General features: G+C 57.4%; 23 protein-coding genes. 5 read left to right on the top strand and 18 right to left on the bottom strand.

The window, feature by feature from the left end:
- Positions 1–10: 10 nt before the first annotated feature.
- From flgK to SIC19_RS00705, 11 genes are all read right to left on the bottom strand, one after another.
- On the bottom strand, positions 11–2,059 hold the full coding sequence (gene flgK / locus SIC19_RS00655) for a flagellar hook-associated protein FlgK (protein ID WP_127401105.1): 2,049 nt from the start codon (positions 2,057–2,059) through the stop codon (positions 11–13).
- Between the two features lie 5 nt (positions 2,060–2,064).
- On the bottom strand, positions 2,065–3,057 hold the full coding sequence (gene flgJ / locus SIC19_RS00660; RefSeq protein WP_127401103.1) for a flagellar assembly peptidoglycan hydrolase FlgJ: 993 nt from the start codon (positions 3,055–3,057) through the stop codon (positions 2,065–2,067).
- Between the two features lie 11 nt (positions 3,058–3,068).
- The gene (locus SIC19_RS00665; protein ID WP_127401101.1) at positions 3,069–4,166 is read right to left on the bottom strand and encodes a flagellar basal body P-ring protein FlgI; all 1,098 of its coding nucleotides are present in this window, start codon (positions 4,164–4,166) and stop codon (positions 3,069–3,071) included.
- Positions 4,163–4,813, bottom strand: a complete 651-nt coding sequence (gene flgH / locus SIC19_RS00670) for a flagellar basal body L-ring protein FlgH (protein WP_412535616.1) — start codon at positions 4,811–4,813, stop codon at positions 4,163–4,165. Before flgH ends, SIC19_RS00665 begins: the two co-directional genes overlap by 4 nt.
- An 81-nt stretch (positions 4,814–4,894) precedes the next feature.
- Positions 4,895–5,683 (bottom strand): flagellar basal-body rod protein FlgG, encoded by a 789-nt coding sequence (gene flgG, locus SIC19_RS00675; protein ID WP_127401099.1) that lies wholly within the window; start codon positions 5,681–5,683, stop codon positions 4,895–4,897.
- A gap of 85 nt (positions 5,684–5,768) precedes the next feature.
- Complete coding sequence (locus SIC19_RS00680) at positions 5,769–6,521, bottom strand: flagellar basal body rod protein FlgF (RefSeq protein WP_127401097.1); 753 nt, start codon at positions 6,519–6,521, stop codon at positions 5,769–5,771.
- Between the two features lie 82 nt (positions 6,522–6,603).
- Positions 6,604–8,502, bottom strand: coding sequence for a flagellar hook protein FlgE (locus tag SIC19_RS00685; protein WP_127401095.1), 1,899 nt, complete (start codon positions 8,500–8,502; stop codon positions 6,604–6,606).
- Between the two features lie 27 nt (positions 8,503–8,529).
- Positions 8,530–9,207, bottom strand: a complete 678-nt coding sequence (locus tag SIC19_RS00690) for a flagellar hook assembly protein FlgD (protein ID WP_036208198.1) — start codon at positions 9,205–9,207, stop codon at positions 8,530–8,532.
- An 18-nt stretch (positions 9,208–9,225) separates the two neighbouring features.
- Complete coding sequence (gene flgC / locus SIC19_RS00695; protein ID WP_036208201.1) at positions 9,226–9,675, bottom strand: flagellar basal body rod protein FlgC; 450 nt, start codon at positions 9,673–9,675, stop codon at positions 9,226–9,228.
- Positions 9,676–9,709: 34 nt separating this feature from the next.
- Positions 9,710–10,108, bottom strand: a complete 399-nt coding sequence (gene flgB, locus SIC19_RS00700; RefSeq protein WP_036208203.1) for a flagellar basal body rod protein FlgB — start codon at positions 10,106–10,108, stop codon at positions 9,710–9,712.
- A 204-nt stretch (positions 10,109–10,312) separates the two neighbouring features.
- Positions 10,313–10,870, bottom strand: a complete 558-nt coding sequence (locus tag SIC19_RS00705; RefSeq protein ID WP_075196861.1) for a nitroreductase — start codon at positions 10,868–10,870, stop codon at positions 10,313–10,315.
- A 158-nt stretch (positions 10,871–11,028) separates the two neighbouring features.
- Here SIC19_RS00705 and SIC19_RS00710 point away from each other — a divergent pair, with 158 nt between their 5' ends.
- Together SIC19_RS00710 and SIC19_RS00715 are read left to right on the top strand one after the other, a co-directional pair.
- Positions 11,029–11,340 (top strand): DUF962 domain-containing protein, encoded by a 312-nt coding sequence (locus SIC19_RS00710; protein ID WP_036208209.1) that lies wholly within the window; start codon positions 11,029–11,031, stop codon positions 11,338–11,340.
- Positions 11,341–12,777, top strand: a complete 1,437-nt coding sequence (locus tag SIC19_RS00715; protein WP_075196862.1) for an adenylate/guanylate cyclase domain-containing protein — start codon at positions 11,341–11,343, stop codon at positions 12,775–12,777. It begins immediately after the preceding gene.
- An 18-nt stretch (positions 12,778–12,795) separates the two neighbouring features.
- Here the strand turns inward: SIC19_RS00715 and queF are convergent, their stop codons facing one another.
- From queF to SIC19_RS00730, 3 genes are read right to left on the bottom strand one after another with little or no spacing between them, the layout of a single operon-like run.
- Complete coding sequence (gene queF / locus SIC19_RS00720; protein ID WP_036208215.1) at positions 12,796–13,614, bottom strand: NADPH-dependent 7-cyano-7-deazaguanine reductase QueF; 819 nt, start codon at positions 13,612–13,614, stop codon at positions 12,796–12,798.
- Between the two features lie 22 nt (positions 13,615–13,636).
- Positions 13,637–14,410, bottom strand: a complete 774-nt coding sequence (locus SIC19_RS00725) for an ABC transporter permease (RefSeq protein ID WP_036208218.1) — start codon at positions 14,408–14,410, stop codon at positions 13,637–13,639.
- Positions 14,407–15,354 (bottom strand): ABC transporter ATP-binding protein, encoded by a 948-nt coding sequence (locus SIC19_RS00730; RefSeq protein WP_036208221.1) that lies wholly within the window; start codon positions 15,352–15,354, stop codon positions 14,407–14,409. The genes SIC19_RS00725 and SIC19_RS00730 overlap by 4 nt, the downstream gene beginning before the upstream one ends.
- 257 nt (positions 15,355–15,611) lie before the next feature.
- Between SIC19_RS00730 and SIC19_RS00735 the strand changes: the two genes are divergently transcribed.
- Positions 15,612–16,748, top strand: a complete 1,137-nt coding sequence (locus SIC19_RS00735; RefSeq protein ID WP_228712235.1) for an organic solvent ABC transporter permease — start codon at positions 15,612–15,614, stop codon at positions 16,746–16,748.
- Positions 16,749–16,770: 22 nt separating this feature from the next.
- On the opposite strand, the gene SIC19_RS00740 is transcribed toward SIC19_RS00735, so the two are convergent.
- From SIC19_RS00740 to SIC19_RS00750, 3 genes are all read right to left on the bottom strand, one after another.
- Positions 16,771–18,078: an HD-GYP domain-containing protein gene (locus SIC19_RS00740; protein ID WP_041333177.1), complete on the bottom strand. Its 1,308-nt coding sequence runs from the start codon at positions 18,076–18,078 to the stop codon at positions 16,771–16,773.
- Positions 18,079–18,259: 181 nt separating this feature from the next.
- Positions 18,260–18,859 (bottom strand): hypothetical protein, encoded by a 600-nt coding sequence (locus SIC19_RS00745; RefSeq protein WP_036208231.1) that lies wholly within the window; start codon positions 18,857–18,859, stop codon positions 18,260–18,262.
- Positions 18,860–18,874: 15 nt separating this feature from the next.
- Positions 18,875–19,147: a PilZ domain-containing protein gene (locus tag SIC19_RS00750; RefSeq protein ID WP_036208246.1), complete on the bottom strand. Its 273-nt coding sequence runs from the start codon at positions 19,145–19,147 to the stop codon at positions 18,875–18,877.
- Between the two features lie 196 nt (positions 19,148–19,343).
- On the opposite strand from SIC19_RS00750, the gene SIC19_RS00755 reads away from it, so the two are divergent.
- Together SIC19_RS00755 and SIC19_RS00760 are read left to right on the top strand one after the other, a co-directional pair.
- Positions 19,344–20,357: a Fe(3+) ABC transporter substrate-binding protein gene (locus SIC19_RS00755; RefSeq protein ID WP_036208249.1), complete on the top strand. Its 1,014-nt coding sequence runs from the start codon at positions 19,344–19,346 to the stop codon at positions 20,355–20,357.
- Between the two features lie 88 nt (positions 20,358–20,445).
- Entirely contained in the window at positions 20,446–22,128 is a 1,683-nt protein-coding gene (locus tag SIC19_RS00760; protein ID WP_091642017.1) for an ABC transporter permease, read from the top strand.
- A 36-nt stretch (positions 22,129–22,164) separates the two neighbouring features.
- Here SIC19_RS00760 and SIC19_RS00765 read toward each other — a convergent pair whose 3' ends face one another.
- Complete coding sequence (locus SIC19_RS00765; protein WP_127401093.1) at positions 22,165–22,650, bottom strand: YiiD C-terminal domain-containing protein; 486 nt, start codon at positions 22,648–22,650, stop codon at positions 22,165–22,167.
- Between the last annotated feature and the right edge of the window lie 48 nt (positions 22,651–22,698).

Here is a 22,698-nt window from a genome sequence, read left to right on the forward strand (position 1 = left end):
CCTCGCACTGCTACCGGAAACTCTGTAACAGGGTATTGAACAAATCCTGGGCCACGCTCACCACCTGGGCGGACGCGTTGTAGGCCGCCTGATACTGGATCAGTTTGCCGGCCTCTTCGTCCAGGTTGACGCCTGAGACGGATTCCCGCTGATTGGTCGACTGCTCCAGCAGCGTGCTGCCAGCGTCTTTATCCAGCTGGCTCTGCCGGGTTTTCACACCAATATCTTCCACCAACCCTGCGTAGCCCTCGGCGAAACTCTGGCTGCCGTTGTTAAGGGTATTCTCGGTTCCCAACGCCGCCAGGAACTCAGCATTGCGGTTGTCCGACACACCGTTGGTGTTGTAATCGATGCTGAACGAATCCCCGGGCCTTGGGTTGCCGGAGATCTCGAACTGAAAGCCCAGATAATCCGGCGAGCGCGGATCCTCAGTGAACAGCTTATTGGACTGGCCGGCCTGGAACACATTGACCGGAGGCACTGCCGCGGCATCACCGGCCTGCAGCACTGTGTTCGTGTTGGCATCGACAATGTCATAGACCAGCTGGCCGCCATCGTCACGGAACTGGATGTCCAGCGGCGGGTCCAGTTGCCCGTCCTGCCGGAAATTGCTCAGCAACGAATTGGTAAACGGGTCTCTGACATCCAGCATCTTGCCCTGGTTGATAGTGGCATCACCGGTATTATTGGCGGAACCTTCCGCCCTTACCGGGCTCGCAAAGGCCAGATCCTCTTCACGATTGACTTCCAGTCCGATACTGGCGGCCGCGTTTCGGGTCGGCTCGATCAGGAAACTGTCACCGGCATTGAAGGTGCCCCCTTCAATACGAATATTGAACCCCGGCATGGATATTTCGGACTGAACCGGGTCCGGCAGGCGACCTTGGTTAACCACCTCACCCGTGGCACGATCCACCAACTCGAAATTCCGACCGTCGCCGCCAAACCGCAACGACCAACTGCCCGCAGGCAACTGGGAGCTGTCGATAATCTCGACCGCAAGTTGCGCGTCCCGCGGCGCTCCGTTATTGGTATTGGCGATTACCCGGCCACGCTGGGCTGCCTGGGAATTGATGTCGCTGAAAAACAGACCACCCAGGTCGCCCTCAAGGTCCATGCCAATTTCATGCTGCTGGTTGAGGGTTTCGGACAAGGCAATTGCAACCCTGCCAAGTTCGGCGAAGGCCGGCTGCAGAGCCTCTGACTCAAAGCGTTGCAAGCCGCCGAGTTTGCCGCCGTTGACCTGGCTGTCCACATTCAGGGTCCGGCCACCGGTCGTCAGGGTGAATTCCAATCTGGTCGGGTCTTCCGCGTTATCGCGGGTTCCCAGTTGTGCCGCCCTGTCACCAACCACCAACGCCTGCCCATTGCGCAGCGACACATTGACCTGGCTGCCTTCCGCCTGCACCACACTGATGTTGACCAGTTCAGACAACTCACGCAGCTTTTCGTCGCGCTTGTCCAGCAGCTCATTGGGTTCACGGCCCTGGGCCAAACCGGGCGATTCGGAGATCGCCAGATTCAGTTCAGCAATGCTTTTCAAAAGCGTATTGGCATCCTTGACGCCCTGCTCCATTTGCGTCTTCACGGATTCCCGCTGTTGAATGAATTCCTGATTCAGGGCTTCAAACCGGTTCACCACCTGCTGCGCTTCGCTCAACACCAATTGCCGCTGGGGCAACGATGCCGGATCTTCAGCAGCATTCTGCAGGCTGGCAAAGAAATTGTTCAGCGCATTGCTCAGGCCGGTGGATTCGCCACCAAGCAGGTTGTCCAGGCGCGACAATTCCGAGTTCAGTGCTTCCTGCTCACCAAACAGCGAGCTGTCTTCACGCACCTGTTGCGTCAGGTATTCGTTCGCCAGGCGACGGATGTCGGTGATGCTGACACCGGTACCGATAGAGCCCGCGCCGGTGCGTTGCGCCGACTGGGTTTCAAACTGCACTTCCTGCCGGCTGTAGCCAGGCGTGTTGGCATTGGTGATGTTGTTACCGGTGGTGTTCAAAGCCGCCTGGTTTCCGAGGATGCCGGTCAGACCAATATTGATAAGCCCTGCCATAATGCTTACTCCTCAGCCCCACGCGTACCCATGGACAAGGTTGTCATGGAGTCATTGTTCATAATACGGCGAATCTTCGCACCGTAGTTCGGATCGGTGGCGTACCCCGCTTCCTGAAGCCGGTTTGCAAACAACTCTGGATCATCCGCCGCCGCCAGTACATCCCGATAGCGAGGATTGGATTCGAGGAATGAAACATAATCCCGGAAGCTGGATTCATAGTCCGGGTAGGCCCGGAATGCGGCCCGTTCGTTCATCGGCACACCTTCGCGGAATTCTGTGGTGGCAATGTTCACCGACTCACCCTGCCAGCGGGTGTCTGCCTTGATGCCGAACAGGTTAAAGCTGGGCGAGCCACCATCACCTTCAATCATGTGCCTGCCCCAACCGGTTTCCAGTGCCGCCTGTGCAATCATTACTCGTGGGTTGATACCGCTTTGCGCCGCTACCTTTTCCGCGACGGGCAAGAGTTCACGGACAAACTGTTCCGGCGAGTCGAACCGGCTTGGCATGACGGTATTGGCTTCCGGCGCCGGCTCTCGGCTGGCGGTGACATCAGCCACCTGATTTACCTTGTCCATCTGCTCAGGCAGGCGCGGCGACAGTACCGGCACACTACGGTCATAATCCGCCAGCGCGGTCTTATGGGCCGCCATCGGTTCACCCTTCTCATCCATGCCAGGAATCTGCCGGCTTAGCTGGCGCACCAGGGCATCGGAAATCCCCGTACCCTGCTTTTGCGACAGCGTCAGGCTCAACTGGCTATCGAACATTTCGCGATAGAACTCCGACTGCTGGCTGTTGAGATAGTTACCCTCCGCAAATACATCACCGGCCTTACGCATAGCCTTGACCATTTCCGACAGGAACAGGCCCTCAAACTGCTTGGCCACTTCCTCAAGCGCCGCTTCTTTGTCGGTCCTGGCCTGGGCCTTCAACGCGTTCAGACCGCCAAAATCGGTATAAACCTGAGCTTTCTGGAGACTGGAATCCTGCATCACGCCCCCCCCTAAATCACAATCAGCTCGGCGCGCAAGGCGCCAGCCTGTTTGAGGGCTTCCAGCACCGCCATCACGTCACCGGGCGCGGCACCTACCTGGTTCACAGCCTGGACAATTTCGTTCAGGGTGACCGCCGGGCCAAACTGGAACATCCGGGCCGGGTCTTCGGTGATGGCTATCTGGGAATTGGGTTCTATAACCGTTTCACCATCGGTGAACGGGTTTGGCTGATTGGCTTCGGGGTTCTCTTCGATGGTGACGGTCAGGTTGCCGTGGGTCACCGCCGCCGGGCTGACCTTGACGTTCTGCCCGACCACAATGGTGCCGGTGCGGCTGTTAATCACCACCTTGGCGGCATCTTCAGCCGGGTTAACCTCAATGTTTTCCAGAATCGACAGGAAGCTCACCCGCTGGGATGGATCCCGTGGCGCCTTGACGGAGACCGAGGTGGCATCGTGGGCGTACGCCATGTCCGGGCCCAATTGACCATTAATCGCCTCCACAACCCGGCGAGCCGTTGTGAAATCAGCCCGCAACAGGTTGAACGTAATGGTATCGCCACGGGTAAAGGGCGACATCACTTCCCGCTCAATGGTGGCACCATTGGGAATCCGGCCAACACTGGGAACGTTTACGGTAATCCGCGAACCGTCGGCGCCCTGGGCACCGAAGCCACCCACCACCAGGCTACCCTGGGCCATGGCATAAACCTGGTCGTCGGCCCCCTTTAACGGCGACATCAACAGGGTACCGCCACGCAGGCTGTCGGCGTTGCCGATGGACGATACCGTAATGTCCAGCTCCTGACCCGGCTTGGCGAAGGGCGGCAGAGTCGCAGTAATGGTCACCGCAGCTACGTTGGCAAGCTTGGGATTTACGCCCGGCGGCAGGGTAATGCCGAACTGGGTCATCATGTTACGAAAGGTCTGGTTGGTAAACGGCGCTTTATCACCAGTACCATCCAGGCCAACCACCAGTCCGTAACCGACCAGCTGGTTGTTACGCACGCCCTTGATGCGCGCCAGGTCCTTCAGGCGGTCCGCCAGCACAGGCGCTGCGATCACGGAGAGCGCAATCATCAGTATCCCAAACCTCAGCATTTTCATAGCGGGAACCACTCACTGTTGAAGAACCTCGCCAGCCAGCCCATCTGGTTGGCCTGGTCGAAATCACCGGTACCGCCGTAGGCGATACGGGCATCAGCAATACGATTGGACGCCACGGTGTTGTCCGGCGAGATGTCCTCTGGACGAACAAGACCGGTCAGGCGTATATACTCGTCACCATTGGTCAGCGACAGCCACTTCTCGCCTCTTACTCTCAGCACGCCGTTAGGCAGCACCTCAGTCACCGAGACTGTAATGCTGCCAGCAAGACTGTTGCTCTGATCAGCATCGGCTCTGGTTTTAAAATCACGCTCTTTGTTAAGTGAAGTACCGATCCCGAAGTTATTCTTGCCCAGAATGTTTGGCTCGGGCAATGTGATTTCATTGTCTTTGATAATACGGGTGTCGGCATTCTTGCTAGCGCGGGTAGACTCCTCCAGATTAACTGTGAGCACATCACCAATGTTCAGAGCCACAGTATCTCCGTAAAGACTGTAGTTGCGGGCCGACTGATAGATGGCGCCAGAGTTGGGGTCACGCTGCATCATTTTATCCGCTCGAACCGGTGTATAGGCGGGGTCGTCCGGCACAGGACGTTCTCGGCTCAGCGCCGTACATCCCTGAAGTATCACCAGTCCAGCGACCATCAATACCGAGCTGATCTGGCTCAATCTGCTGTTTTCATGACGTGCACGCATCATAACTCTTCTCCCAGCGCCCTCTCATGGTTAGCCTATATTATTCGTAATAAACTGGAGCATCTGGTCAGTCGCGGAGACCACTTTTGAGTTCATCTCATAAGCTCTTTGGGTGGTAATCATGTTAACCAATTCTTCCACAACTTCCACATTGGAGGACTCCACCATGCCCTGCTCCAGAGACCCTAGGCCTAAGAGACCTGGCACACCTTCCGCCGGATCACCACTGGCGTTGGTCGCTTTGAAAAGGTTATGACCAATTGCCTGCAAGCCCTGGGGGTTAATGAAATCCACCAGGGTAATTTCGCCCAGGTTCACCGGAGCCGCCTGGTCATCGGTAACAGCCGTTACTGTGCCGTCCTTGCCAATGGTGATGTTAGTGGCGTTTTCAGGAACGTTGATGTTCGGCTCCAGGGTGTAGCCATCGGGGTTGACGATGTCGCCGTTGGAGTTCAACTGGAACTGGCCATCGCGGGTATAGGCAATCTGCCCGTCCGGGAGCAGGATCTGCATGAATCCGCGGCCGTTCACTGCCATGTCCAGGGGCTGCTCGGTGACTTCCAGGTTGCCCTGGGAAAACTGCTTGGCCGTGCCGACGATGCGAACACCGGTACCCAGTTGGAGACCGGACGGCAGCTCCGAGTTCTGGGTATTCAGACCACCGGGTTGCCGGTCAATCTGGTACAGCAGATCCTGGAACACTGCGCGGTCGCGTTTGAAACCGGTGGTGTTCACGTTAGCCAGGTTGTTGGAGATCGTGGACATATTGGTGTCCTGCGCGCTCAACCCGGTTTTGCTGACCCAAAGTGCTGGATGCATGTCGTCTACTCCTTGCCGGGGGCGTTTTCAATGCGGTCGATTTTTGCCGCTTCTGCGCTCACCCGGTCGATGTTCATAGGGTTTATCAGAGGTTCTGCAACAGTCGTGCCGACGCTTCGGCATTCTCGTTGGCGGTGGTCATTATCTTCACCTGCATTTCGTACTGACGGGACAATTGCAGATTGGAGATCATCTCTTCCACCGCGTTCACGTTGGAGCTTTCCAGAAACCCCGACGCAACGCGCATAGTGGCATCGGGCGGCTCAGGGCCATTCAGCGCCTGATCTGCCTTGCGACGAATAAAGCCATCTACGCCTTTTTCCAGCGCGTCCCGTGGTGGGTTCACCAGCTTCAGTCGATCCACCTCAACCAGCTGATCCGGCGGGCCGCCGACGGGTACCACGGAAATGGTTCCGTCCGCGCCAATCTGCACGTTATCGAATGGCGGCAGCGCTACCGGCCCGCCATTGCCCATCACCATCTCTCCGCTGGAGAGACGCATCAGGCCGTTGACGTCGATCTGCATGCCGCCGGACCGGGTGAACACTTCCTCGCCCTGCTGATTCTGCACGGCCAGCCAACCATCGCCCTCAACGGCGACGTCCAGTTTGCGGCCAGTGTCCATCAACGCACCGGCGGAAAGGTCTGTTCCAGGCCTCTCGGCCATGGCATAGGCACGTGTGGGATGGTGCTCACCAAACACCGGCATGCTGCGGGCCTGGGCGAAATCCGCCTTGAAACCGGTGGTACTGACGTTTGCCAGGTTATTGGCGTGGGCGCGCTGGGAAAGCATGTTCTGCTTGGCGCCGGACATTCCTAGATAGAGGGCTTTGTCCATGGGAAAACTCCTGCCGGAATATTGACTGTTTCCAGTCTTTCCTATGTTCAAGCAGGAGTTGTGCCATGTTCACATTTTAGAACTAGCGGAGGTTGATGATGGTCTGGGTAACCGCATCGGAAGTCTCAATCGTCTTGGCGTTGGCCTGGTAGTTCCGCTGGGCAATGATCAGGTTTACCAGTTCCGCCGACAGGTCCACGTTGGACTCCTCAATGGAGCTGGCCTTGATCGCCCCCAGGGTTCCGGTATCAGGCGCACCAATAATCGGCTGGCCGGACTCGAAGGTTTCAACCCAAGAGGTTTCGCCCACCGGCGACAGACCGTTGGTATTGTTGAACGAAGCCAACGCGACCTGGCCCAGGGACTGGGATTGACCATTGGTGTACCGGGCAAACAGAACACCCTGGTCCGACACATCCAGACCCGACAGCCTACCGGTGGCATAGCCGTTCTGACGCTGGTCGTTTACCCCAAAGTTGCTGCCGTACTGGGTGGTATTGCCAAGGTCCAGCACAAAGGCCGAGGTGGTCGGAGGCTCTGGAATGGGCGTGGTGATATTTTCACCCGGCCCCGGAGGGCCATCTGCGCCGTTCGGAGTGCCGTCGGCATCCTTCGGCGTCCAGTCGCTGATCAGAATCTCGCCATTGGGGTCACCGTTCACCGATTGCAACTCCCCGTCCTGGTCAAAACGAGCCTGGTAGGGGTTCTGATCGGTTCCGGCCACGAATTCACCGTCGATCTGCAGGTATACGGACCATTCACTCACACCCACACCATTACCTGGGGCCGGTTGCTTCACGTAGAACTGGGTCATCTCGTGAGAGTTACCCAGGCTGTCGTAAACGGTGGTCGATGTTGCGTGGTTGTAAGTACGCTGATCCAGTGGATTGAACTGGTTGGTAATCTCAATGTTGCGTGCGTTCCATGAATCCGTGAGGTTCGTGGCGCCGCTGGTTGACGCAATATCGGTAATCTCCCGATCGGCCTGCGGCCTCACCGTGCCAACGGTTGTCTCCGGTGCCGGGTTCGGGCCGTCGCTGGTAAAACCGGCGGTGACGTTGTTGCCACGGTTGTCGATCAGCCTCAGGTTACCGCCTGTGAGCGACGCCGAGATCGTCGGCGCCTGGGCGTTGTTAATTGCAGTGACCAGCGAAGCCGCATCGGTCACACCTGTCGTATCAACGGGCACAGTGACCCCGCCTACCGCAAGGTCAAAGCTGAAGTTGCCAGCCGCAATGGCGGCGTTCAAGTCCGCCTCGGACATCCCCTCATAGGTGGTGGTCGCGGAGGCAGAGAGACCGTCCTGCCCATTGAGCACATCCACAACGTCAGCCGCTGAGAAATCAGTCGATCCCGCCGCGTTGATGGGCACGCTAACCACGCTGCCATCTGCGTAGGTGATTTCGAAGGTTTCAGACGGAAAACCGGTGGAGCCGGCGGGCGCCGTGTAATCACCCATATCGGCAACTCGGCGTTCCAACACGGTTTCCCGGGAATCCAGGTTCAGGTCCGAGCGTAGATTCGTGGTCCGACGAGGCGCCAGATTATCGGTTTCAACCTGCAGGTCACCACGAATACCGGAAAGGTTACCGTCTTCATCGGCAACGAAGCCCTGAACCCGCATGTTCTGGTTATTGGTGACAAACCCGTCTTTGTCGACACCGAACTGGCCGGCACGGGAATACCGCACCTCACCGCCATTATTCAGCACAAAGAAACCGTCACCGTTGATGGCAAGGTCCAGGCCGTTGTCGGTGAAACTGATATTGCCCTGCCCAAAATTCTGCTTCACGTCCTGCACCCGCACACCGTCCCCAATCGGATTGGTGCCGGCACTCAGGAAACCACTAGCGTACAGGTCGCCAAACTGCGCCTGACTGCTCTTGAAACCTACTGTGCTCGCATTGGCAATGTTGTTACCGGTGACATCCAGATCAACCGATGACGCCCTTAAACCGCTAAGACCTGTGTTAAAACCCATACTCCACCTCTTACTGTTTCACCGGTATCAATTAATCTGCTGAACATCTTGCAGCGCGATGGAGCCCATGCCGGCCAGGTTCAGAGTAATGCTGCCACCCTGCCCCAGCGACACACTGTCGACATTGGCGCTGACCATGGTGCCGAGTTGCTCAAGCCCGCCGGGGTACGAGGCTTCTGCGACCACCTTGTAGCGTCCGGGTGGCAAACTGTTGCCGTTGCCATCCTTGCCGTCCCAGCTGAACGCTGTCTGGCCAGGCTGCTGCTCACCCATATCAATCTGCCGGACCTGCTCACCGGACTCATTCTCAATGGTGATTCTCAGCCCGGATGTGGTTGCCGGAACGGAAACGTTGCCGGATATTTCACCGTCCGCGCCAAGCACGCCAATGGATGAAGGTGCCAAGACCGTACGCCCGACCATTGCAGAGGCCTGCAGTGCCTGGGTGGAGCGGAACTGGCTGGCCATATCGTCGACACTGCCGGACAGGCTCTGCATTTCCTCCAGGGAGCTGAACTGCGCCAGCTGAGAGATGAATTCGCCGTTGTCCTGAGGTTCGAGAGGGTTCTGGTTTTTGAGCTGAGCGATCATCAATTCCATGAACTCGTTCTTGCCCAGCTCACTTCCGCTCTTGGCCTGATCCTGCTGCACTCGATACTGGCTCAGCACATCCGAAGCGTCTGTCGTGTTATTCACTACGCTCATGATTCAATCCTCGCTCGGTTACTGCTGACCCAGGGTCAGGATACGCTGCATCATGGATTTGGCGCTGTTCATAATGTCCACATTCATCTGGAAGCTGCGCGACGACGACATCATGTCCGCCATTTCTTCAACCACGTTGACGTTGGGGTAGAACACGTACCCATCCTCGTTCGCGGCGGGATGATCAGGCTCGTAGCGCATCTGCAACTCGGCGTCACTCTCGACGATGCCTTCAACCCGAACGCCTGCCCCCGGGCCGTTGTCGCTGCCAAACGCCATGCTCTGCTGAGACGGATTCAGCATGGACTGCTGTATCGCCGCGAAAACAGGCTTGCGGGCGCGATAGGTCTGATCCGTACTGGAACTGGCCGTCTCGGCATTGGCGATGTTGGACGCAGTGGTGTTCAGCCGCAGCGACTGGGCTGTCATACCGGAACCGGCGATGTCGAAAATGTTACCCAGAGACATGATGGTGCTCCTCAATTAATGGCTGCGCCCAGTTTTACTGGCCAGAGAGTGCCTTTTTGATGCCTGAAACCTTTCCGTCCAGGAACTGGAAACTGGCCTGGTAATCCATGGCATTACGCATGAAACGGGTTTGCTCCTGCTGGGCATCCACCGTGTTGCCGTCCACGGACGGCTGGTGCGGTACCCGATAGAGCAATTCGCTGTCCGCGCCCATGGGCGAGGTGTCCATATGGGACTCGTGGGTACGGGTCATGCCGAAACCACTCATGCTGTCCTGGGCCTTCTGCATCATCGCCTGAAAGTCCACATCCCGCGCCTTGTAGCCCGGGGTATCTGCGTTGGCGAGGTTGTTGGCCAACACCTCCGCACGCTTTACCCTGCCTTCCAGGGCGTGCTGATGAATGCCTAATGCTTTGTCCAGGGAAATTGCCATAGTGCCTCCGATTCCTGCACACGGCGTTGGTCGTTTTGCCGTTTGTGCGTTCTTGCAGAGGTAAAAGCAATCGCGATGCCAGTTTTCAGGAGGTGTTGCGGTGTGCGGGCTGAGGCAGGTATCGGCTTATCCGAATCGTAAATTGAGGGCGGAAAGCGGCAAGGGATTTCCCCCGCGCCGGGGGCGGGGGCAACGGGGCGGCAACTAGTGGGGCCAGCGCCTGACAAACTCTTTGGGTTCAGGCCTGGGTATGCTGGGCTTGTGCGCACTGACACTGCCGGTATACAGGAACCCGGTTATGATCTCATTGTCCTGCAGCCCCAAGCCTCGCTTGATAGCTGGATCGTGCGCCATGGCACCGGTACGCCACATGCCTCCAAACCCGGCGGACTCCAGAGCCAACAACAAATACCCCATCCCCACCGCGGCCGACATGGACTGCTCGATCTCCGGCACTTTGGGATGGGACTGGTAAGACGCAACGCCAACGATCACCATAGGCGCCCGCAGTGCCTTCTTGCAGCGTTTTTCCCGCTCCTTTTCCGAGGCGCCGTCGCCACAGGTGGCGGCAAACAATTCACCCAGGGCGTTCAATGCCTCGTCTCCCTCAATAATCAGGTACCGCCAGGGCCTCAGCAACGCATGGTCCGGCGCCCTCGCGGCGCAGGCAAAGGCATTTTCAAGCGTTGCCGGGTCCGGTGCTGGCGCCTCCAGGCGTGGCTCTGAAGATCGTTTTAACAGGGCTTCCATTACTGCTGTCATATCGCCTCGCTGTGGTTGATTTCAATACGTCAGTTCGGGCCAAACGACCGTATGAATTGTGGGACAGATGGTTTACTGTTAGTCTTTAGTCTAAGTACTTTCCACTATCAGACAGTACTATCTACCTTAAAAACGATAAGCGAGCCGGTAGACGCCCTATGAGCCAACAGCAAACATTCCGCAATTTCGCGGACTTCTATCCGTACTACCTTGAAGAACATAGCGATGTAAACTGCCGCAGGCTTCACTTCGTCGGCAGCCTACTGGTTATCCTCGTTACACTCTACGCCATTGTAACGGCCAAGTTCCTCTATCTGTTGCTCCTGCCCGTCATCGGCTACGGGTTTGCCTGGGTTGGCCACTATGGCTTCGAGAAAAACCGACCTGCCACCTTCAAACACCCACTGTACAGCCTGATGGGCGATTGGGTGATGTTCAGAGATATGCTCGTCGGGCGGATCCGTTTCTGAATGATGAGCGCACCGATTGACCTGCGTAACGCCAGTACCAGTGCCAGCAAGGCCGCCGTGCTTGACGCGCAGAACCATCCGATTGCCATCCCGCCCATGCCGGATTACAACGGCAGGATACTGGCGTATACGGCGACTGCCGGCATTATTGTGTCAGGCGTACTGCAAGACGTCTTCGGCCTGTGGATGCTGTGGCTGCTTTCAGGCGCCCTGACCTGGCCACACATTGCCCATCAACTTACCCGGCGAACGTTTCTCCGTAACTCATCCCGTATTCGCCAGAAAATGCTGTTAACGGATTGCGCCATCGGGGGTGGATTCGTCGGCTGCATTGGATTGATTGCGATACCCTCGGTCGCCGTGGCACTGATGCTGATGTTTAGTTGCCTGATTGTGGGCGGCATCCGCCAGTGGCTGCTAGGCACCATGATCATGGCCGCCTGCGGCGCCATCGGCGTTGCCATCGTGGGCCCCGCCGAGTCACTGCAGTCGCCGATGATCACCAGCATTATCGCGATCAGTGCCACCGGCCTTTATATCTGTGTGACTGCGTTCTATTCCCACCAGCAGGCCCGCGCGCTGATGATGGCAAAAACCCAGATCCAGAATCAGCGGGAACAATCCATTGCCCTGTCCCACAAACTCTCCAAGTATCTGTCACCGCAGGTGTGGCAGTCCATCTTTACCGGTGAAAGAGACGTGCGGCTGGAAACACAACGCAAGAAATTGGCCGTCTTCTTCTCCGACATCAAGGGTTTTACAGAACTGTCCGAAGAGATGGAGCCGGAAGCACTGACGGAACTGCTGAACCACTACTTCAACGAAATGTCGGAAGTGGCCCTCAAATACGGCGGCACCATCGATAAGTTCGTTGGCGATTCCATCATGATTTTCTTCGGTGACCCCACCAGCCGGGGCCAGAAAGAAGACGCCTTCGCCTGCGTGTCCATGGCGGTGGAAATGCGTAAACACATGAAAATCATGCGGCAGAAATGGCGCAGCCAGGGTATCAAGACACCGCTGGAAATCCGCATGGGCATCAGCACAGGCTACACCACCGTTGGCAACTTCGGCGCCGAGAACCGCATGGACTACACCATCATCGGCAAGGAAGTGAACCTGGCCAGCCGCCTGGAATCCCTGGCTGAACCCGGTGAAATCCTGATCTCCTACGAAACCTTCTCGCTGATCAAGGACCGCATCATGTGCCGCGACAAGGGCGAGATCACGGTTAAAGGCTTCGGCCGCCCGGTCTCCATCTACGAAGTGGTGGATTTCCGCCGCGACATGGGCCCCAACCGCAGTTTCCTTGAGCACGAACGCAGCGGCTTTGCCATGTACCTGGATTCGGAAAAAATCACCGAACGGGAACGGGAGTCCATCCTGTCTGCGCTCGAGGATGCCGCTGAGCGACTGCGCCAGGAAGAGGATTCCTGACCGTTCCCGCCTTTACACCTACTGCCTGATCAACCGTGGCCCTACCGCCTCTTCCGGGTCGGTACTGCGCCAGGGGTTGATATCCAGACCACCCCTTCGCGTATAACGGGCGCACACCGACAGCTTCTGCGGCTGACAACGGGCCATCAGGTCGGTAAACATCGTTTCCACACAATGCTCATGAAAGTCCTGCTTCTGGCGAAAACTCACGATGTATTGCAGCAGCCCTGCCCGGTCCATCGCCGGGCCGGTGTAATCGATCAGCACCGTTGCCCAGTCCGGTTGGCCGGTGACGGGGCAATTGCTTTTCAGCAGGTGCGAACACAGTTTCTCCGACACCACATCACCCGTCGCCTGTAGGCTGTCCGGGTTGTAGTCGTAGCCCACGGATTCCACATCCTCGTCGTCGATCAGCACGAAGCCTTCCGGCCGACCGACCGCTCTCGCTCCCTGATCAACACTGTGCAGGTCTACATTGACCGCCGCACCGCTTGCGCTCGACAGGTCACGAGCAATCACATCCCGAACCTGATCGGCGGAGGAAAACACCGTCTGGTTCAGGGAATTCAGGTACAGCTTGAGAGACTTGGACTCAATAATCGACGGCGACGCCGAAGGCACCCGAATTTCCGCCCAGGCGACTGCGGGCACGCCCCCGGTGCGCAACCAGGAAATTTCCCAGGCCTGCCACAAGTCTTCCCCGAACCAGGGCCAGCGGCCATCCTCCAGGCCGATGCGGCGACGGTTTTCCTCCCGTGCCACGGGAAACAACAATTGCGGATCGTAGGCATCCGGGTAGTCGCTGGATTTGCCCAGCGGGGCATCATTAAGGGCCATGATCAATCCTGGGAAACGTTCATCAGTGACGTATGCCCTTACCGCGCGCCAACATGCGCAGGGAAATGGCAGACAGAATGGCAATAAACAGCAGAATCATACCAAGGGCGACGTAGGGATTAACATCCGACACGCCCAGAATACCGTAGCGGAAGGCATTCACCATGTAGAGTATCGGGTTGATCATCGACACCCCTTGCCAGAACCCCGGCAGCATGTCGATCGAGTAGAACACCCCGCCCAGGTAAGTCAGCGGTGTCAGAACAAAGGTCGGCACAATGGAAATATCATCAAACTTGGTCGCCAGCATGGCATTGATGAAACCACCTAACGAAAACAGCGCCGATGTCAGGAACACCGTCAGGATCACCATCGGCAGATGATGGATCGACAACTGCGTAAAGCCCAGTGACAGCAGCGTTACGATCAACCCAATGCCCAATCCCCGGGACATACCACCTGTTACATAGCCGGCGAGGATCACCCAGTTGGGCACAGGTGACACCAGCAACTCCTCAATGCTGCGCTGGAACTTCATGGAGAAAAACGACGACACCACGTTGGCGTAGGAACTGGTGATCACCGACATCATGATCAGCCCTGGAACAATGAACGCCATATAATCGAAGCCGCCCATCACCCCGATGCGCGAGCCAATGAGGTTGCCGAAAATAATAAAGTACAGCGTCATGGTGACCGCCGGTGGCAACAGGGTTTGTGGCCATATCCGCATGAAGCGACGGATTTCACGGGTGACGATGGTTTTATACGCGGTCAGCATCGCATCCGTTCTCATGCGGTTTCTCCCTGGGTGGCGTTACGGGGGTTGTTGTCCTCAACCATGCGGATAAACAGCTCTTCGAGTCGGTTGGCTTTGGTGCGCATGCTGACCACGCGAACGCCCTGCTCTTCCAGCTGGATGAACATGCCGTTCAGACTCTGGCCCTTTTCCACATCCACCACCAGGGCACCCTCGTCATCCATGTGACTGAAGAAACCGTCGAGCACCGGTGCTTCCGTCAACGGCTCGGCGGTGTCCAGCACAAAGGTTTCAGAGCTCAACTGCTGCAACAACGCTCGCTTGCTGGTGTGACGCAGGATCTTGCCGTGGTCGATGATGGCAATATTGCGGCACAGGGCTTCCGCTTCCTCCAGGTAGTGGGTGGTCAGGATGATGGTGGTGCCCTGTCGGTTCATCTCTTCCAGGAACGTCCACATGGAGCGGCGCAACTCGATATCCACCCCGGCCGTGGGCTCATCCAGAATTAGCAGCTTGGGTTCATGCACCAGCGCCCGGGCAATCATCAGCCGCCGCTTCATGCCCCCCGACAGCATCATGGCCGGCGTATTGCGCTTATCCCAGAGCCCAAGCTGGCGCAGGTACTTTTCTGCGGACTCCGATGCCTTCTTCAGAGGAATACCGTAATAGCCCGCCTGGGTGGTCACAATGTCGAACACCTTCTCAAACTGGTTAAAGTTGAACTCCTGGGGCACAACACCCAGGTTCAGTTTGGCGTCCGATAGATGGGTGTCGATGTCAGATCCGAATACGCGAACCTTGCCCGCGCTTTTATTCACCAGTGAGCAAACAATGCCAAGGGTGGTGGACTTCCCCGCCCCGTTGGGTCCTAGCAAGGCAAAAAAGTCACCTTCGGCGACATGCAGGTCAATCCCTTTCAGGGCCTGGAAGCCGTCGCCATAGGTCTTGACCAGACCTTCGATTTCAAGTGCGTTGGTCATAGTGAATCCAGAGCTGCAGGGGCCACCGACAATGCTGCTGCCGCGCCCAATAGTGGAATAGAAAAAACAAAAGCTATAACTGGAGGCCCGGAAAGTGAAATTCAAGTAGTTCGGCGCAATCCCGCTACACCGACTAAAACCCCAAACTGCGACAGGTTTCCCGATATGGCACCAGTGCCGTCCTTATAATGCCGGTTACAACAACTTACAAAAGGTCTTGCACCACCGACCGAACGCCAGGGAATGTACGCGCCACCATGAGATCCGTTCACTTCACATCTGCATTACCGTCTCTGATTTGCCCGCTCGCATTAACGGTCCTACTGGCCGGGTGCTTCGGTGGCGACGGCAGCGGCGGAGATGACGGTTCACGCACGGGGCAGCTCATGCCGGCGGGTATCACCGGGCTTACCTATTCCACAGCCAGCCGCAACGGCACCACTGACGCCAACGGACGCTTCAACTACTACCCCGGCGAACGGATCAGCCTTCGCGTCGGCAACCTGCAACTGGCGGATGGGATTCCCGCGCGGTCCATTGTCACCCCTCTGGAATTCTTCCCGGACCTGCGAACTGCGCTGGAGATACCAGGCACCACCGACGAAGGACTGCAGAACCACCGACTGACAGAACAGCAACTGATCCAGGATGAAGTTACCCTGATCAACATGACGCGGTTTCTACTGGCGCTCAACTGGAGCCTGAACCTCTCCAATGGCCAGGGCATCGACATACGGGAGCGGGTTATTACGCAACTGAATGCCGCGCTACCCGACCTGGACGCGCCGATCGACTTCAATGTTCCTGAAAGCGACTTCGCCGAAGGCGGCAACTCGCCGTCTCCCGCCAACCAGTTGCTGCAAAGCATCTGCTTCTACCCAGCCGACGATGAGCTTTGTGAAGACCCACCCACCGAAGAGGAAATCGCCAACGCGGACCCTCGCCCGGACGAAGAAGAGGACCGTGACGAAGACGTCGAGTATCGGGAGGACCTGCAAAGCAAGCGCGATCGCATCCTCAACGCCGTTCGCAGCCTGGAGGATGTGGATGTCGAGGACGCCGAGGGTTATCTCACGCGGGAACTGGACACCATCAGCACCCAACTGTCCAACCGTTATTACCTGGACGATTATGTGGCGGAATTCCCCGCTTCGGACACCGCCATCAAAACCGTGCGGGTACGCAAGATAGCCGATCAGCCGCAACTGGATACCATCGAAGCCATCAGCACCCGCGATCAGGATGTGGTGGTGCACTCTTTCGATTGGCAGTCAGCGTCTGTGGAGTATTTTGTTGCGGGTGAATCCGGAGGAGAATCCGAGCTGTTGGTGAACTTCCGCCCCGAAGGTACCTACCGATGGGTGAAGAAACAGCTCAGGGTACTTATTCAATAATTGCTCGATAACCCGAGCCGTATCAGGCGCCGACAATGCGTGACAGGTTCCAGCGGGACTCCGCACCAGTCACGTCGTAGTGCTCCGGGTTCAACCCTTCCGTGCCATGGGGCAGGCACTCGGCCACTGTCAGAGTGTCATGCGCGCCACGCCCTTCATTGTATTTTGCAAGGTCCACGATCCGGGCGGACTTCAACGGCCGGTGATAGCAGTCCGTCATCACCATAACCTTCGGCCACAACCGACGCTCCGGCGCATGGGAAACCACAATACCGCGCTGGCCATCGTTAAGCTCAACCAGGCTGCCGGTGGGGTAAATGCCAATGGCCTGGATAAACTGCTCTACCAGGTCCTCCTGGAATTCAATGTTGCGCATTTCATACAACAGCGTCACCGCGCGGGCCGGCGTCATGGGCTCCGCCGAAGTCCGCGGGCCAATCAGTGTCTCGAAATATTCCGACAGCCCCGCCACCTTGGCCAGCAGTGGAATCCGGTCGCCTCGGACACCTTCCGGGAAACCGGATCCGTTATGCCGTTCGCGGTGGCCCTGCACAACACTGAGAACCGCACGAGATAAACCGCTGTCCGCAAGCTTCGCAACACCGCGCTCTACGTAAGTGCGGTACACGGAGAAGTCCTCGGAATCCAGCTTGCCCTCATTGGCAAGAATGCGGGCTGGAAGGTCCAGCTTGCCAACCTGAGACAGCAGGCAGCCCAGCCCAAGGTGATTGAGAAGGCCTTCATTCAGGCCCAACTGACGGCCACAGACCAGTGCCCATACTGCCGTATTCAGGGAGTGCCGATACGTATAGTTGTCATGGTGACGGGTGCGGCTGAGCCACAGCATGGCATCGGGATTGCGAACAACGCTGGAAACCATTTTCTGGGTGACGACAGCCACCCCCCTAAGGTCCGGCGTTTCATGCTGACGAATGGCCTCGAAAACCTGATTCAGCGACGCTTCCGCATCGATCATCAGCTTCTTGGACACCTTCAGTTCTCTGCGCATGGTCGTTACGGAGTCGTACTTGACCGGCTCCTTGATATTGAGAGGCGGCAACTGTACCGAATCTCGCTCATGCCCTGAGCGTTTGCTCGGGCGCCTGAAGATGCGTTTTCCGGGTTTGCTCTGATCGATGGCCTCGCGAACCTCGGCCTCATCGATAATCACCCACTTGCAGTGAGTAACCAGCGAACGCACATCGTTCTGGGAGCGGATGTGAAAGCCCTGGATGGGGAAAGGCGTCTGATGCCACGGGCGATCGAGATCGGACACAAACATGCCAATCTCCAGATCGTGTACAGCAATTTTCTTTTGACGGACTCCCACGGGACACCTCTAACACGTGCACGAATCGATAATCACTATTGTGACGCCCGCTCAGAAAGAGTCCATTACATTTATGTAGTGTGAAGTAACCGGAACGCGACAGGGAGTAACCGAAACTATCATCAGGAAACAAAATGTAGCAACGTGACACCATTCACATTACTGACAGGTCGCTGCCCTTCTATTCGTCGTCACAAACCGAATCATCCAGTTCCGGCGGCCGGGCGTGAAGTGATCCACGGGGGGATTTGCGGCTATAGATAGTGTAAGGCACCGTTGAAGCCCGGATATAGTCGATGTTGTCGGCATCATCGCCACTACCCCGAACGGTCTTGACCGGCTCACAGGACACCAGCAGATCCAGTGACGAACCAATATCGGTGACGCGTGCCGCCGGATCGTCCGCATTTATCGTCATGCAGCGCTTGCCAGCTGCCGACGCGCCCGTGCGGGCAACACGGTCCAGCCCTTCGTTACCGCAGGCCCGGATACCCTCCCCGCAGGATTGGTTGGCGGAGTCTTCATGGCTGTCATCCACCAGACGCCATTCACGGGCGCTGCATTGGGTTTCGACGGTAATGGGTGTGGACCGGTTATCCGCCACCCACCAGCCGGGGTATTCGGCAGTCTGCCACGTCAATTTTACCTGGCGATCTTCGCCAGCCGAATTCTCAGCGGGAAACACCGCGTAGTGGGTGTAATAGGATGCGCACCCACTCAGGACAAATGGCAGAACGGCGACGATAAGCCGCATAGGGAAGAAAGATCTGTTGAATATCATTCAGGTGAGCACCGTCTATTGATCCGCAAACTGTAGACCAAAACCGTCGTTGGTCTTACGTACCACCACCATATCCAGCACGGGAGCAGGCACCGGAAGGCCCTGCACCTGAACCTGAACACTGTCACCGATCGACGGTGCGAAGGGTTCGGTGTCGACAACAATAAAAACGCCGCCATCGGAAATGTCCCTGGTTGAGAACACGAATTCACCAAGTTCTTCATGGGTAACCCGAACCTTCGCACTCATTGCTGTGCGACCGTGCACTCTTCGATCATTCCCAACCATAGTCTGTATGCCCACCACTTTTTACATAGTTTTTATAGTCTTCCGAAGCATAACACCATTTCCGAGATAAGTTGGCAACGGTGTATTGACACTCAGCGCAACACAAATAAGAATAGTTGGCATTGTTAACTACCATTACGTCTCACTACACGTATAAAGATCACCCCTTACCCAAAACCATAAAGGAATACCTACCATGAAAATGAAACTTGCGGCGACTGCCATCGCAGCAGCCTGCGCGCTGCCCCTGCAGGCCAGCGCTGACGGCGAGGTCAACATCTACTCCTACCGCCAGGCTTACCTGCTGGAACCGCTGCTGAATGCATTCCAGGAAGAAACCGGGATCGAAACCAACGTCGTCTTCGCCAAGAAAGGCCTGGCAGAGCGACTGGAGCGTGAAGGACGCAACAGCCCCGCGGACCTGGTGATGACGGTGGATATCTCCCGCATCAACGAGCTGGTTGAGCGCGACCTCGTTGAAGGCATTGAAAACGAAACTCTGCAGAGCAACATCCCGCAGAACCTTCGTCATCCTGACGGCAAGTGGTTCGCCCTCACCACCCGCGGCCGGCTGATCTATGCCTCAAAGGAACGTGTTGAAGAAGGCGAGATCACGACCTACGAGCAACTGGCGGATGAAAAGTGGGATGACCGCATCTGTACCCGCAGCGGCAAGCACCCTTACAACATTGCCCTGTTCTCCTCCATGATCGCCCACCATGGCGAAGAAGCCACTGAAGAGTGGCTGGAAGGCCTGAAAGACAACCTGGCACGCAAGCCCCAGGGCGGTGACCGTGACCAGATCAAGGCCATCCATGCCGGCGAGTGCGACATTGCCATCGGTAACAGTTATTACTACGGCAACATGCTGAACGACGAGAACCAGCGCGAGGCCGCCGAGTCCGTACGTCTGGTATTCCCCAACGCGGCTGGCCGTGGCACTCACATCAACATCAGCGGTATCGCCCTGACCAAAAGTGCGCCCAACCGTGACAACGCCATCCGCCTGATGGAGTTCCTGTCAGAGCCCAAGGCACAGCAGATTTACGCCGAGGCCAACACCGAATACCCGGCCAACCCCGACGTAAAGCCCTCCGGCATGGTGGCCGAATGGGGTGAGATTAACCCGGACGACCTGTCTCTCCAGGAAATCGCGGAAAACCGCAGCGCAGCGGTGAAGATGGTTGATCGCGTCGATTACGACAACTAAACCAGCCATGTATTGAAAAAGCCGGGACTCAGGTCCCGGCTTTTTTGTACAATCCGCACCCTATTCCCAATTCACCCAAAGGAAACCTATGTCCGAGGCCATTGAACAGACCGGGGCGAGATACCCCCTGCTGGCAAAACGGACCTCGAAACGCTGGCTGATCACCGCCGCAGTGACCACCGCCATCGTGGCGCTTCCGGTACTGTCGGTGCTTATCCTGGCGCTGTTTCCGGAAGAGAATATCTGGCCTCACCTGCTGGACACCACGCTTCCCCGCTATCTGGTTACCACACTCCAACTCATGGCCGGCGTGGCTTTCATCACGCTGGTTATCGGCCTCGCCAGCGCCTGGGCGGTCACTATGTGCGACTTTCCCGGTCGCAAGTTTTTTGAATGGGCCATGCTGCTACCCTTTGCGGTGCCTGCCTATGTCATTGCTTATGTCTATACCAGCCTTCTGGATTACGCCGGGCCGGTTCAGACCGCCATGCGGGACTGGTTTGGCTGGCACAACGCCGCCGACTACTGGTTCCCCGAAATCCGCAGCCTGGAAGGCGCCACCCTGATGATCGGCCTGGTGCTCTATCCCTATGTATACCTGCTGGCACGGGCCGCGTTCCTGGAGCAATCCCCTTCCCTGTTTGCGGTCAGCCGTAGCCTGGGGCATTCCGCCATCAGCACCTTCTTCCGGGTGGTGCTGCCGATTGCCCGGCCTGCCGTAGCGGTTGGCCTGTCGCTGGTATTGATGGAAACCCTGAACGACTTCGGTACGGTGGATTTCTTTGCGGTACAAACCCTGACCGCCGGCCTGTTCGACACCTGGATGAACCTGGGGAATCTGGGAGGCGCCGCGCAGATTGCCACCACCATGCTGGCCTTCGTCGTTATCCTGGTGACCCTGGAGCGCTATTCCCGGCGCAAACAGCAACAATTCGCAGCGCGGGACAACCGCGAGCCAATCCGCCGCTTTACCCTGTCACGCCCGCGCCAGTGGGTGTGCGTGGCCGTGTGCGCCGTACCAGTGATCTTCGGTTTCCTGCTGCCAGCCGCCACCCTTGGTCACTATGCCTGGGAGTACTTCGACGAAAGCTGGAACCCGGACTTCGTTCGCAACACGCTCAACAGCCTGTTTCTCTCGGGAACCGCCGCGCTGACCACGCTGATCATTGGCGTCACCCTCGCCTACAGCCGCCGCCTGCACGATACCCGGGGCATGCGCGTGATGATGCGGCTTTCCAGCCTGGGCTACGCCATGCCCGGGGCCGTGCTCGCAGTGGGCGTGATTGTGCCGCTAGCCGGTTTTGACAACTGGGTGGATGGCATCCTGAGGGACAACTTCGGGGTCAGCAGTGGGCTGCTGCTTAGTGGTACCGCCTTTGCGTTGGTGTTCGCCTATACCGTTCGCTTCCTGGCGGTCTCCGCTGGCAGTGTGGAAAGTGCCCTGCAGAAAATTACACCCAGTATGGACATGGCCTCCCGGTCCCTGGGCCATACACCGGGCAATACACTGCTGAAGGTTCACCTGCCGATGTTGCGGGGCACCCTGATTACAGCGGCGTTGGTGGTGTTCGTGGACTGTATGAAGGAGCTGCCGGCGACGTTAATCCTGCGGCCCTTTAATTTTGAAACCCTGGCCACCTACGTGTACCAGTTTGCCTCGGACGAGAAGCTCGCCCACAGCGCCCTGCCGGCATTGATTATCGTGCTGGCCGGCATCATTCCGATCATCCTCATGAGCAAGTCCATTTCCGACACCCGGGCCATTAGCTGACGTTCGCAGCCTTCAAGCGGCAGCCGGGAAGTCCGCTTAGATCACCGAACGGGAATGCGCGCCCTGAACCACAAAACGGCCCTGGAAAACCGCAACGGGTTCTCTGACGGGTTCCGTGGTGGGTTCGCCGCAGTACACTTCAGCAATCAGGGAAAGCCGGCCCTTGCCATGGCGGGCCAGGCTTTTTCGGAATCGGTCAGGGACTTCACCGCCGGGGAGGCGGCACAGGGCGAAGAAGTTCGTGTCTACCGGTTCAATGTGCTCAATTTCACCTACCTGGATCACCACCTTTCCGGCCAATCCCAAGTCGGTCAATACCAGCTCAACCAACCCCCAGGCGGAAATCACTGCAACCGAGTAGACACTCCCCCCGAAGCCGGTCCCCTGGTGGTTGTGGTTGGAGGCCAGCGGAGCACTGACCAACAACGCATGGCCGTCATAGGAAACCAGCTCCACACCCAATGCTTCCGAGAGCGGAATCATGTCATAAATGCGTTTCTGAAACCGGGCTAACTGAGTCATATTCCCTCCTGAATATGTCTTCAGTTTATGCCCGTTTCAGTGCTTTCC

Source organism: Marinobacter sp. MIT930201, assembly GCF_047122665.1.
GTDB lineage: Bacteria > Pseudomonadota > Gammaproteobacteria > Pseudomonadales > Oleiphilaceae > Marinobacter > Marinobacter salarius.

Coding starts and splice junctions, on each gene's coding strand:
- queF (WP_036208215.1), bottom strand. CDS start 13,614: ATGGCCCTTAATGATGCCCCGCTGGGCAAATCCAGCGACTACCCGGAT.
- SIC19_RS00725 (WP_036208218.1), bottom strand. CDS start 14,410: ATGAGAACGGATGCGATGCTGACCGCGTATAAAACCATCGTCACCCGT.
- SIC19_RS00735 (WP_228712235.1), top strand. CDS start 15,612: ATGAGATCCGTTCACTTCACATCTGCATTACCGTCTCTGATTTGCCCG.
- flgK (WP_127401105.1), bottom strand. CDS start 2,059: ATGGCAGGGCTTATCAATATTGGTCTGACCGGCATCCTCGGAAACCAG.
- SIC19_RS00705 (WP_075196861.1), bottom strand. CDS start 10,870: ATGACAGCAGTAATGGAAGCCCTGTTAAAACGATCTTCAGAGCCACGC.
- SIC19_RS00715 (WP_075196862.1), top strand. CDS start 11,341: ATGATGAGCGCACCGATTGACCTGCGTAACGCCAGTACCAGTGCCAGC.
- flgG (WP_127401099.1), bottom strand. CDS start 5,683: ATGCATCCAGCACTTTGGGTCAGCAAAACCGGGTTGAGCGCGCAGGAC.
- flgH (WP_412535616.1), bottom strand. CDS start 4,813: ATGGTCGCTGGACTGGTGATACTTCAGGGATGTACGGCGCTGAGCCGA.
- flgJ (WP_127401103.1), bottom strand. CDS start 3,057: ATGCAGGATTCCAGTCTCCAGAAAGCTCAGGTTTATACCGATTTTGGC.
- SIC19_RS00680 (WP_127401097.1), bottom strand. CDS start 6,521: ATGGACAAAGCCCTCTATCTAGGAATGTCCGGCGCCAAGCAGAACATG.
- SIC19_RS00745 (WP_036208231.1), bottom strand. CDS start 18,859: ATGATATTCAACAGATCTTTCTTCCCTATGCGGCTTATCGTCGCCGTT.
- SIC19_RS00730 (WP_036208221.1), bottom strand. CDS start 15,354: ATGACCAACGCACTTGAAATCGAAGGTCTGGTCAAGACCTATGGCGAC.
- SIC19_RS00685 (WP_127401095.1), bottom strand. CDS start 8,502: ATGGGTTTTAACACAGGTCTTAGCGGTTTAAGGGCGTCATCGGTTGAT.
- SIC19_RS00690 (WP_036208198.1), bottom strand. CDS start 9,207: ATGAGCGTAGTGAATAACACGACAGACGCTTCGGATGTGCTGAGCCAG.
- flgB (WP_036208203.1), bottom strand. CDS start 10,108: ATGGCAATTTCCCTGGACAAAGCATTAGGCATTCATCAGCACGCCCTG.
- flgC (WP_036208201.1), bottom strand. CDS start 9,675: ATGTCTCTGGGTAACATTTTCGACATCGCCGGTTCCGGTATGACAGCC.
- SIC19_RS00750 (WP_036208246.1), bottom strand. CDS start 19,147: ATGGTTGGGAATGATCGAAGAGTGCACGGTCGCACAGCAATGAGTGCG.
- SIC19_RS00710 (WP_036208209.1), top strand. CDS start 11,029: ATGAGCCAACAGCAAACATTCCGCAATTTCGCGGACTTCTATCCGTAC.
- SIC19_RS00760 (WP_091642017.1), top strand. CDS start 20,446: ATGTCCGAGGCCATTGAACAGACCGGGGCGAGATACCCCCTGCTGGCA.
- SIC19_RS00765 (WP_127401093.1), bottom strand. CDS start 22,650: ATGACTCAGTTAGCCCGGTTTCAGAAACGCATTTATGACATGATTCCG.
- SIC19_RS00665 (WP_127401101.1), bottom strand. CDS start 4,166: ATGAAAATGCTGAGGTTTGGGATACTGATGATTGCGCTCTCCGTGATC.
- SIC19_RS00755 (WP_036208249.1), top strand. CDS start 19,344: ATGAAAATGAAACTTGCGGCGACTGCCATCGCAGCAGCCTGCGCGCTG.